The sequence below is a fragment of the Sulfurovum sp. genome, assembly GCA_020525365.1.
Taxonomy (GTDB): domain Bacteria; phylum Campylobacterota; class Campylobacteria; order Campylobacterales; family Sulfurovaceae; genus Sulfurovum.
Genome location: JAIZOF010000001.1, coordinates 1032877 through 1044809, shown reverse-complemented (window position 1 = coordinate 1044809; position 11933 = coordinate 1032877). Strand labels below are relative to the sequence as shown.

Below are 11933 nucleotides of genomic sequence, written 5' to 3'. Positions count from 1 at the left end.
TTCATTTAAATTGGTAGGCAACTAGCCTACCTTATGTCTTATTATAAATTTAAGATTATCCTTCTGTTTTAACTTCGATAAGTTCTTCGAGAAGTGCTGTGGCTTCTTCTTCATCCATCTCATCACGCTTAATCTCTTCGACCATCGCAAAGCACTCCGTACGCATGTCACGCATCTCTTCAAGATTGACCTTATCCTCTTTTGAAGCATTTTTAGTTTTATCAATCTTAGCAAAAAGTTCATCTATTGCCACTTCAAGATCAGGGAGTATCTCATTCTCAAGAAGGTTCTTCAATTTTTCAGTATTTGTCATGGGGTAGTTCCTGTATCTTGCTTTATATTTGGTATTGTAGCAAAATATCTTAGCAGAAGAAATAAAAAACATTGATAGAAAAATATCAAACCATAGTCAAAACTATGGTCTTAAGATATCCTTACCAATTTTTAAAACATAAACTACTTCCTAAAAAGGAGTCATTTAATGGCAGCCACATCCACCATTACCGTGAGAGTGCCCACCATTAGAATGTGTATTTGTAGCACCCGCTCCAGTACTACATGCGCTTACGCCTGGAGGTGTAGTTGGCTGAATAGCTGTATTGTCTGCACCTCCCTCTGTTTGCACTTTGTCAATAAATGCAAGTAGGTTTCTTGCTGCCTCTTGATAACGCTTAGCTGTTTCAGAGGCTGGTTTATGGTAAGTAACTGGCATACCTGTATCCCCCCCTACTCTAATGGCAGGCTCTATTGGAATACGTGCAACAACATCTGTATCATACTCTTTGGCAACTGGCTCGGTCGTACCTATGCCAAAGATATCAGATTCAGTTTCACAACTTGGACAGATAAATCCTGACATATTCTCAATAATACCTGCTGTCGGAATATGTAATTTTTGGAACATATCAAGTGATCTCCTTGAGTCATCCAAAGATACTTCCTGTGGTGTTGTAACCGTAATGCCTGCAGTTACCGGTACAGACTGTGCCAGTGTTAGCTGTGCATCACCCGTTCCTGGAGGCATATCAATTACAAGCACATCGAGCTCTGACCAAAGGATATCTCGAAGAAACTGTTCAATGGCTTTCATAATCATGGAGCCTCTCCAAATAAGAGACTGTCCTGGCTCCATAAGTGAACCCATGGACATAACTTCAACACCATATGCTTTTAAAGGAAGTACCTTGTTTCCTTGAATCTCTGGTTTTTGATCTTCAAGCCCCATCATACGAGGAATATTTGGTCCATAAATATCTGCATCAAGCAATCCAACCTTTTTACCTTGCATTGCCATAGCAATTGCAAGGTTTACAGCAGTAGTTGATTTTCCAACCCCACCCTTTCCTGATGAAACCATTACAAAACTTTTAACATGTGGTGCAATATTCTTTCCACTAATAGAGTTACTCATCTGTTTAGGTGGCTGTGGTGCCTTGATAGCAATATCAATCTCCTCAAAACCAGCTTTTTTTAGCTCTATAGTTGCTTCATTTATAAGCTGTTCTTTCACTTCATTGGCAGATGATGTGATATCGATAGTCAAAGAGATACATTTTTCATCAATTACAATATCTTTTACAAATCCAAAAGTTACAATGTCTTTCGTAAATCCCGGATAGGTTACATTTTTTAATGCTTCTAATACATTCTCTTGTGTCATATGGTGACTCCTATATAAAAATTTGATATTTGAGTTATACCACCCAAATCTTAAATAGTCTTTAATTTTTATTAAAATAAGATAATTCAAGTCCTATTTAAAATTGAATCTACTCTCTTTAGGATATACACTAAAGATATTATCAAGGTTTTACTCTGTATAATCCGTTACAATTTGATACATAAGAGGGGTAAAAATTGTCAAAAATAACACTCATACTTCTTGGTGCAGGCAATTCATCTCGTTTTAAAAGTAGTGTTAAGAAACAGTGGCTCTATAGTGGAGAGACTCCTTTGTGGCTTCAAGTAGCACAACAGTTTGAAGCCACAGGGATCTTTGCAAATATTATCATTGTCTCATCTACAGATGAGATACACTATATGAAGTACTTTGCAGATTACACATTCATTGCGGGTAGCAATAGTAGACAAGCTTCACTTATCAATGCACTTTCTAGGGTGGAAACAGAATATGTCATGGTTAGCGATATTGCTCGATGTTGCGTACCTTGTGAGATGATAATGCGTATTCTTGATGCCAAAGAGAAGGCATCTTGCATTGTGCCAGTACTGCCTATAGCCGATACACTCTATATGGATGATACCCCTATTAATCGTGAAAAAGTACGCATCATTCAAACCCCACAATTAAGTGTCACCAAAATACTCAAAAAGGCACTCTCTACGGAACAGATTTTTACGGATGAGAGCTCTGCCATTATGGCATTGGGAGAAAAAGTACACTTTGTCGATGGATCACCACTCGCACACAAGCTAACCACACAAAATGATCTTGAAAAACTTAGCTGTCTTCATGCACCTACTGCAACAAATATTGTGGGATTTGGTATCGATATCCACCCATTTGAAAATGGTAAAATCATGAAACTCTGTGGTGTCACCATTGATGTTAACTATGGATTCAAGGCACATAGTGATGGTGATGTTGCCATTCATGCACTTATTGATGCACTTATGGGGGCTTCAGGTATGGGAGATATTGGCGAGTTCTACCCTGATACAGATCCAACCTATGCTGATATAGATTCAACGGAAATGCTTGAAGATATTGTAAAACGCATTAACTCCTACGGACTAAAGATAAACAATGTTGATATAACTATCATGGCACAGGTTCCTAGACTGCTACCCTATAAAACAAAAATGCGTACCACTCTTGCCTCTCTGCTTGGTATTACTCCTAATCGAGTAAATATCAAAGCAACTACTGCTGAAAAACTTGGTTTTGTTGGACGCAAGGAAGGCATCACTGTGTATGCTGTGGCAAATTTAACCTACTTTAATTGGAAGAAATATCTCAATAGTGGAAAAAAATTATGAAAATTATCATTGTAGAAAATGAACTCTATTTGGCACAAAGCATTGCTTCAAAACTTGGAGAAAATGGATTTGAAACAGAAATATATAGCTCCACCAAGGAAGCAATGCAAAGTAGTGGTGATGTATATCTACTCTCGACGAATCTTCCTGGACAAAGTACTACACCATTAATTACACAGTTCAAGGAAAAAATCATTATTCTAATGGTTTCTTACATTAACAACGATACAGTTGGCGAACCACTAAAATTAGGTGCTAAAGACTACATTGTGAAACCATTCATGATTGAAGAGTTATTGCGAAAGATAGAACATTACCAAGAATATCAAGAACTCAAAAAATATACACATCTCTACCAAGAATATATGGAAAATTTACTGCAAGATATTGAAACTGATTTTGATGTTAATACACTTAGCACACCACTGGTAATTCGAACCAACTATCAGCGCCTAGTGGATAAAATTGTTTTTGAATATACCCATAAAAACAATAGATTGCTAACATTTATTCCTCTTGAAAAGAAAGTATGGAAAGAAAAACTTGAGAGTATCGATATAAACTCTCTACTTTATATTACCGAAATACATACACTAAAAAAAGCAGACAGAGACTTTCTACTTAATGCTTTAAAGGGAAGAGACTTTATTCTTTCTAGTACAATCGATCTTGAATGTGACTATAGTACAATTATTCTCAATACTGAGTCAAAACTCTATGATCAAAATGAGATTCTTACCATTGACGACTATGTCAAATTTATTATCAACTCTTTTCAATATAAATTTCCTGATACTGAACTCTCCAAAAAACTTGGAATCTCACGTAAAAGCCTTTGGGAAAAACGTAAAAAATATGGTCTATTTAAGAAAAAATAAGCAAGGAATGTCTATGAAAAACAGATCACTCTATATCGATACTGAAGCCCTCTCCACACTTGCACTTGTTCAGGCAGGACTTATCTTTCCTGTTGATAAACTTATGAACCAGTCTGAGGCAAATGAAGTAGACCATACACAGTTCTACAAAGGAGTACCTTTTCCTTTTGCTTTTGTGCTCGCACCCAAAGGAGAAAAGAACAGAAAAGTACTCAAAATGTTACAAAAAGATGAAGTGGTAGATCTTATCAATGAAGGAAAAAAAGTTGGTGAACTGACTGTAGATGAAATATTTTCTATCAATCCTAAACAGCGTCTTTACAATATATATGGTACATCAGATCCCTCCCATCCAGGTGTCAAAAATACTACTTCTAGGCTAGGAGAAATTGCTGTATGTGGTCCATATCATGTGGAGTACCCTCTCGTTGAAGGCAACATCAAGCGTATCAAGCAAATGATTACTCGCACTGGTGCAAAATTTATCTCCTCTATGATGATTGCTGCCAATCCTCTTAACCGTGCTCATGAGCGTATGATACGACAAGCCATTAGCGATTCTGATTTACTTGTAATCTTTCTAAGAAAACCTTTTACCAATGAAGGATTGCGTTATGATATCCGCTATCAGGCACTTGCACGATTTGTTGATAATTTTATTCCACGAAATAAAGTACTTATTTTACCTTTTGAGAATACTTATATTTTCGCAGGCTATAATGAACTTATTCTTGATGCATTACTTGCAAAAAACTATGGTTGTCATCAGTTGGTGATTGGAAAAAATCATGGTGGACTTGGACTTTACTATGATCAAAATCGTCTTAATTCTGTTTTTGATCACTGCAAGAATATTGGAATCCATATCAAAACTGTTGATGAGTATGTCTATTGCGATACCTGCAAAACTCTTGTCAGTACTCAAACCTGCCCACATGGACAACATCATCATGTTCACTATCATAGCGAATCAATTATGAGACTAATTCAAAGTGGTCTCATTCCACCATCAATTTTAGTACGAAAAGAGGTTTCTGCCAATATTCTTGCCTCACTCTTTCCTGAACGTTTTGAAAATCTTCAAGAGATGCACTACTCACTCATGCCTGGTTCTGGTCTACTTGAACAGCAGAGTGAAGAGCAGTTCTATCTCAAGCTCATAGAGCTCTATCAGACTTCATCACTCACATAGGAAAATCATGAATGCACACAAACTCTTCATTACCTTTTTAGGCACAGGCATGCTACCCAAACCAAGAAGAATGGCAACACTCCTTGCTGTACTTATTGCCCTTCCTTTACTACAGATAGCAGGCATGAAAACCTTTTTTATGCTAACATTTACTATGGGAATTATTAGTATTTTTGAGGTCAATAAATATGTCAGAAGTCACCCTGAGTCTGACTACAAGGAGATAACAATAGATAATGTTGTAGGTGTATGGATAAGTTTAATAATTACACTTTCGACTACTGTGACACTCCTCTTTCCCCATACTATATGGTTAAGCATAGTACTTTCTTTTGCCTCATTTACTCTCTTTCAGGTATGGAAACCTTCAACTATCGGTTGGATAGCATATACCTTTAAGAAAGGGGGACTCGGTATTGTACTTAGCAGCATGCTCTCTGGTATTGCAGGGGGATTACTCTGTGTTGCTATCTTAATGGGAGTTGAAAAGTTTTTTTAATATAAACTTACTATTGATTTAATGAGAAAACCATATGCCCACAATATATCTTAATAGGATGAGAGTATAAATCTCTTTTCTATACTATATCTTCTAAAAAATACTCTTCAATAATCTGAGGAAAAATCTTTATGGTTTTGCGTGCCTTATCTATCTTGGGCTTAAAAATCTCTTTGCTTGCAGGAAAGCTTGCCATAAACTCTTCGTAGATGCTAATCTTCTCCTCCATATGATTTTCAAGTGCATCAAGTACTGCCTGCATATTTTCACGACTTGTCGCATATTTCATCAATAACTCAAACATACGTTTACGTGGATGAATTGCCATGGAGTCACCTGCTGCAAGCGCAATCTCTTTAATGTCCCAACGTGAGATATAGATACCACTTACATATGGAGAAATTAATTTAGCATAGAGTGCCTCTGTATAGGAAGGATAGTCCTGCAAGTCTACTTCTTCTGTATCACACTGTCCATCTGGACAAAATGCAGGATTTCCACCAGCAAAATTTTCCAGATTTAAATCATCAAACTCTTTTCGTATATCATTCATATCTCTTTCACCCATATTATTCTCCTATTAGTAGTGGAATCTTATCCATATCAATTTTTGAATCAAACCACCGGTTAGCAATCAGCATCATCTTTGCCACAAAAAGAATCTGATCATCAAGGAACTCTAATCTCTTAAAGAGTAATTTCACTTTATCGTCTAGGCAATATCCATATATTTTTCCTAGTTTTATTTCAATAAAGTCTACACGTTGTTCCCGATGTGCTGTTTCGTTGAGCACAGTGCAATACTGGATACTTTTAGATTGAAACTCCTTTTCAAGCATCATCTTGTCTACCTTTGACTGTACAATATTCTGCATAGTAAAATTAAAGTGATCATCAGTAATATTTAATGCAATTGCTGTAGCATTAATGCTGTTGTCTTTAAGTATCTTATTAAAATACTTTCGCATATAGCCTGTCTGAGCATTATAGCCAAGAATAGTACACAAATGGGTATCGGGTCTTATTTCATGAGGCTGCATTGTAAAAATTCCTTTGGAAATTTTCAAAGAGAAATCTATCTTTTCTCTTCATTTTTTTTCTCTAATTTCAATGCATTCTCATGCAAAAATATTGCCTCTCCCTCTTCAATCAGGCATCGAGGGCAAGTTTGTTCTCCTCCAAGATAAGTAAAAGGATTGCCACATTCATTACATCGTTTGATACTAAAGGTTGCCAGTGTCTTTTGAGTAGGCTCAAAGAACTCCTTAACCTCAAAACCAGGTTGCAATTGAATAGCATCAGGTTCACAGACATCATGACAGAGATGACATTTGATACAGAGCATTGCATCAAAATGAATTAGTGAAAATTTTTTGTTCGAACCAAGTGCCCCTGTTGGACAAATACGGTAGCATACCTGACAGTTTGTACAACTCTCATCAATAAATTTTTGGGAGGTAAAGCCAATATCTTTTTCTACCAATACTTCATATACTTTGGGTTTTTTGATATATTTAAGCATTGTAAAGAGTATTTTCCGTTTATCGGGTAGGTGTTTGTCTTTAATCTTCTGTGTCATAGAGGCATCAATCTCAAAATGATGAAGTTCATCCGACTCAATGGCATCTTCAAATGATTTTTTTTGCCTAATCACTCCCTTCAGGGAAATTGTATCGCGTAAAAATACTCTTCTATCAGAAACTGCATCATCCACATCTTTATCATATTTGCTTCCAATAATAGTCTCTTCTATATTGACAGCCAGTCTCTTGTTTGAAAAAGATGAGAGTACAAAATTTGCTTCCTCTATGCGTGTAACAATACATTCAAAAAGATGGCTTTCTCTCTCATAGTCATTAAGATCAAGTGTAATCGTCTCATCACTTCCTAATGCAAGAGATATCAGATGCTCTACACTCAATACAGAAAGACAAGGAATATTAAGTTTACGTGAGATTACTTTGGCTTTAGTATCAAGAAATGTAAAGAAAAATTCTGTTACAGAGAAATCTGAAAGAGAGAAAGCCTCTGTTGGACATGCTCCCACACAAGCAGCAGCCTCTACACCCATACTTTTAGAAAAAATTGGTAACTGCTCTTTTATTAGAACAAGCCCACCAGTCGACTCTACGCATTTGGCACACTCAGAAAATTTACTTGTTGCTCGGACACAGTGTGTCACATCAAAATGGAGTCTCATTAGACCCATTCTTTCTCTTGCAAATACTGCTCTTTCCATTGAGAAACTACATACTCATAGTCACTAAGCAAAAACTCCAATGTCAATTCTGTGCCATCATGATAAAGTGGTGTACGTGACTCTCTTTTAGCATTAATAAGAAACATTGGTGCCCACTCAAGGAGGTGATCTTTAAGAAAACCTCTTTGAACACTAAGTAGTTCATAAACTGCTTCTGTATCATTCTCTTTCAATGCTTTCTTCTGTGCATTGCAGAGCATATACATAAACTCAAGCTCCACACCAATATGGTCAGGACTAACTACCCTTGCCTTCTCTAACTCTACACGGAAATCAAGTGCATTATAAAGCGAAAGTACTGGGTTATCTCCACCACTTTCAATCATCTGATCATCACGCACATAAAAGCTCTCATAGGGAACCAGGTGCATAATAAAGAGATTGGCAAAGTCAACATTATAATATTGATTTACTAGCTCTTTTTTGCTCAGTTTAGTGCGCTTGTCCCAATCTCTATAGTTTGGTAACAATGAAAGAAAATCTTCATCCTCCTCAAGCTGATCCAAGAATACTTCATCAGTCTCCATCATCATTAACCTAGAGGTAAGACCATAAAGAGCAATACGGTTATCAATATCTTTTAACATTTGATTCATATTTTACTTTCAATTATTGTTTTCTTCAGTATATAATATTATAGCAAACTATATCACTTTCAAAATAAATCATGCTTAACAAAAATAAGTTATCTAGGAAATGATACATAACAGGAACGGGAGAGACCGTTCCTAAACAATAAAAAATTATGCTTTAATATCCACCGAGTATGCCTTAAGAGACAGAGGTACTGCTGGACGCTTCATATGTACTGGTCTTCTAAGTGTATCACCTTTGGCAAGAGGGCGTGTCAGTTTATCTCTCCATGCCTGATAGACTTTATAATTATTTTCATAGTTAACATAAATATCACCAATCTTATCACCAGAACCAGCTTTTTCTATGCGTACTTTCTGATGCCAAGCATGGTTACCTGCAATTGGATCTGGGTGTGATGGTGCGACAGCATTCTGCCATGCACCACTAAGACCATCCCACCAAATATTATCAAGATCTTTGTTGTATTCTTTAAACTGCCAAGTATCTCTGCGTGCCAACATACCTTCTTTTAGATCTTCTTTTGGATTAAGCGTACCAATCTTACCATCCATAGTCATATTATATAGTGGTGCACCCAATCCCAATACACCAAGTTTGTGCTTAAAGCCAGGAATCTCAACTGCATTCTTCAGCTTCCATCTTCCCGCATGATGCGAACAGGCAAGAACACCAGGCATAGTCGCCTCTGTTGGAATTGCCATCGCAATAAAGTAACCTGATTCAAGACCAGAAACTGTATCTTCAATGGTTACCTTAATTGCTTCACCACGCTTAATTCCCATACGTTTTGCATCTTCTGTATTAATCCAAACTGGATTATGGTTCTGGCTAATCTCCATTAAATGCTTGGAGTTCACTGAACGGGTATGAATATTGTATGGTAGTCTAAATACTGTATTAAGTGCGAACTCATTATCCTTCTTAATAAAATCATGGTGTACTTGTGTAACAAGGTGAACATACTTTTTACGCTCTGCTTTGTTTCTTGGATAGAATGGTACCGCATACTCAGGCCATTTCCACTGCGCAAACCACTTGGAATAGAATTCCAGTTTTCCACTGAGTGTATGGAATCCCTGCTTCTCTTCACCCTCTACAACAACACCAATCTTCTTTTTGCCACCAAAGACATGATCCTTCACAAGAATTGTGCCAAACTCATTAATCTCTACTTCATTTTCATCATATTCATGCCCATGTGCAATGAAATTTCTACCAACTTTCTTAAGTGGTCTCTCTTGTGGCTTATAGACATGATCTTCCTCAAGCCATGTACCCATATCTCTCATCATCTCATAGTTAGGATACTTAGAATCAGGGTATTTCATCTTTGCTACTTTTCTGAGGTTTGGCAGTTTTCCAAGTGCTGCCTGATACCATTCAGGAATGGTTACTGCTCTACTCGGATCTTCTTTTGATGCCCAGTATTTTCTGATACCAAGACTTCCATCAGGATCAACATGGTGTACCATGATATTTGCCCAAAATTCAACCTCTTCCCAGATTTCACCAAGACCTGCTGCCATATGCGCTTCAAGTGTAGCACGTGCAGGATCTTTTGGCTTCCATCCATTTTTCTCAAGCGCTACTCTCAGTGCAGGATTTTTAAATGAGAGCCATCTTGCTGGCTTTGTAGGCTCAGATGACTGATCATGCCTCTCTCCTACCAAACCGACAGGCAGAATATAATCACAGAACCAATTGGTCTCTGACCATATTGGTGAAAGATTGAAACTCAATTCAATCTTATCTTCACGCTTAAGTGCCTCAATCCACCTAAATCCATCTGGATTAATCCAAACAGGGTTATACATACGTGGAATCCATACCGCTAACTTATCTGGAATCTGCGTTAAGCCTTTTTGCTTCCATTTTGCTCTCCACTCATCATCAAGGAGCAGGTGTGGCATAATATGGGACATTTCATATGTGCTGAGAGGATACTCAGGTGGCCATGCAATCTCATTCCATACGTCAACTCTTGCTGGTGCTTCTCCTGCCACTGTTGCTGCGTCACCCTTACCATTAACGGAAATAACGTGCCAATGATGCATACCGACTCCTCCAACATCACCACGCATTGCACCCCTAAGTGCTAACGGCAGGAAGCCAGCTCTAGTATTCATCCATCCACCCCTATGACCAATCGTTCCAGCTCTCCACAAGAAACTTGCAACCCTGTCACCCGCATCAATAAACATATCATAAAGCTCATCTAGCTTATGCTCATAACCTTCCAATTTACACTCTTTAGTAACAAATTCTTTGGTATATGGTGCATACAGTTCTTGCATCATTTTAATATAGCTTTCATAGCTTTCATCTTGAGGTATTGTCTTGATGATACCTTCTTTAACCATAAATGCAAGCTGCTCTCTGTCTTTCATTAACTGATCCCAGTTAAGCCAGTTTTTCACAAAATCATGGTTGACAAGATCATTTCCATTAATATCTTTCTCATTAAGAACCCTATTGGCCAAATAGAGATAGAGTGCTGCTTCTGTACCTGGCCAAATAGGAATCCATAAATCTGCAATACCTGCAGAATTAGAGAGTCTTGGATCAAGCACAATCATCTTTGCACCTTTTCTACGTGCATCTGCAATGTAGCCTGCTGATTGCTGAAAGTAGTGACCCGCATCTGCCGCATGTGAAGATTGAAGGAAAATTAGCTTTGCATTTGCCCAATCTGGAGAGTTACGATCATCATTCGCCCAATGAATTGTACCTTCACGTGCCCCTGCAGAACAGATATTGGTATGAGAATCATACCCGTCACACCCCATAGAGTGAGGGATTCTATGACCAAATCCGTTCTCATTTGGACGACCAACGTGGTACATAATAAGCTTTTTTGACATCTCGTCACCCTTCTTGAGGGTATCATGCATCTTCTTCCCAATGGTTGCCATTGCTTCATCCCAAGTAGTTCTAACCCACTTCCCTTCCCCTCTTTTAGACCCTGGTGCTCTCTTTAGAGGAAAAGGAATACGATCAGGGTCATACATCTGTGATTGAGATGCATACCCTTTAGCACAGTTGCGACCACGCGAACCAGCATGTAATGGGTTACCCATATATTTCTTGACACGAAGGCTTCTTGGATCTTTGGTTTTTTTGTATTCACCAATCTCAACCCATGCAGTCAAACCACACTGTGCTTCACAGTTACTACAAACAGTGGGAACAAGCATAAATTCATTGACCTTAATGCCATCTTTGTTGCTCTCACTCGCAATACCATTTCTCCCTATGCCCCCACGTTTCCAATCATTACCATCAAGTTCTTTAAAACTATCCCAATCCTTAAGTGGCGGATAGAAAGAGAGTGTGGATGGTGTTGCTGTGAACTTTATCTCTTCTGCTTCAGCCGGTGTCTCAACAATTGCTTTAAAAACACCTGTTGCCAATGACGCACCTGCAACGCTATAAGCTGTTCCTTTCAGAAATGTTCTTCTACTCTCTACAAAGGTAGACTGTTTATTGTTCATTTTTGTCATATCCTAT

Annotated in this window: 11 protein-coding genes; 4 read left to right on the top strand and 7 right to left on the bottom strand. The window is 37.8% G+C overall.

What is annotated here, in order from left to right; all coding sequences use genetic code 11:
* Positions 1-55: 55 nt before the first annotated feature.
* Together LGB01_05295 and LGB01_05290 are read right to left on the bottom strand one after the other, a co-directional pair.
* Positions 56-313: a hypothetical protein gene (locus LGB01_05295; protein ID MCB4753616.1), complete on the bottom strand. Its 258-nt coding sequence runs from the start codon at positions 311-313 to the stop codon at positions 56-58.
* A 165-nt stretch (positions 314-478) separates the two neighbouring features.
* On the bottom strand, positions 479-1660 hold the full coding sequence (locus LGB01_05290; protein MCB4753615.1) for an Mrp/NBP35 family ATP-binding protein: 1182 nt from the start codon (positions 1658-1660) through the stop codon (positions 479-481).
* A 197-nt stretch (positions 1661-1857) separates the two neighbouring features.
* Between LGB01_05290 and LGB01_05285 the strand changes: the two genes are divergently transcribed.
* From LGB01_05285 to LGB01_05270, 4 genes are read left to right on the top strand one after another with little or no spacing between them, the layout of a single operon-like run.
* Positions 1858-3000 (top strand): bifunctional 2-C-methyl-D-erythritol 4-phosphate cytidylyltransferase/2-C-methyl-D-erythritol 2,4-cyclodiphosphate synthase, encoded by a 1143-nt coding sequence (locus tag LGB01_05285; protein ID MCB4753614.1) that lies wholly within the window; start codon positions 1858-1860, stop codon positions 2998-3000.
* Complete coding sequence (locus LGB01_05280; protein ID MCB4753613.1) at positions 2997-3878, top strand: response regulator; 882 nt, start codon at positions 2997-2999, stop codon at positions 3876-3878. The genes LGB01_05285 and LGB01_05280 overlap by 4 nt, the downstream gene beginning before the upstream one ends.
* A complete protein-coding gene (locus LGB01_05275) occupies positions 3856-5070 on the top strand; it encodes a sulfate adenylyltransferase (GenBank protein MCB4753612.1) in 1215 nt (404 codons plus the stop codon). The genes LGB01_05280 and LGB01_05275 overlap by 23 nt, the downstream gene beginning before the upstream one ends.
* A gap of 7 nt (positions 5071-5077) precedes the next feature.
* Positions 5078-5569, top strand: a complete 492-nt coding sequence (locus LGB01_05270) for a phosphatidylglycerophosphatase A (protein MCB4753611.1) — start codon at positions 5078-5080, stop codon at positions 5567-5569.
* Between the two features lie 79 nt (positions 5570-5648).
* On the opposite strand, the gene LGB01_05265 is transcribed toward LGB01_05270, so the two are convergent.
* The 5 genes from LGB01_05265 to LGB01_05245 all read right to left on the bottom strand — a co-directional run bounded on the left by LGB01_05265 (position 5649) and on the right by LGB01_05245 (position 11926).
* The gene (locus LGB01_05265; protein MCB4753610.1) at positions 5649-6137 is read right to left on the bottom strand and encodes a hypothetical protein; all 489 of its coding nucleotides are present in this window, start codon (positions 6135-6137) and stop codon (positions 5649-5651) included.
* Between the two features lies 1 nt (position 6138).
* On the bottom strand, positions 6139-6609 hold the full coding sequence (locus tag LGB01_05260; protein MCB4753609.1) for a hypothetical protein: 471 nt from the start codon (positions 6607-6609) through the stop codon (positions 6139-6141).
* 35 nt (positions 6610-6644) lie between these two features.
* Positions 6645-7769 (bottom strand): 4Fe-4S binding protein, encoded by a 1125-nt coding sequence (locus LGB01_05255; protein ID MCB4753608.1) that lies wholly within the window; start codon positions 7767-7769, stop codon positions 6645-6647.
* The gene (locus LGB01_05250) at positions 7769-8425 is read right to left on the bottom strand and encodes a molecular chaperone TorD family protein (protein ID MCB4753607.1); all 657 of its coding nucleotides are present in this window, start codon (positions 8423-8425) and stop codon (positions 7769-7771) included. Before LGB01_05250 ends, LGB01_05255 begins: the two co-directional genes overlap by 1 nt.
* 147 nt (positions 8426-8572) lie before the next feature.
* Positions 8573-11926, bottom strand: a complete 3354-nt coding sequence (locus LGB01_05245) for a molybdopterin-dependent oxidoreductase (protein MCB4753606.1) — start codon at positions 11924-11926, stop codon at positions 8573-8575.
* Positions 11927-11933 lie beyond the last annotated feature (7 nt).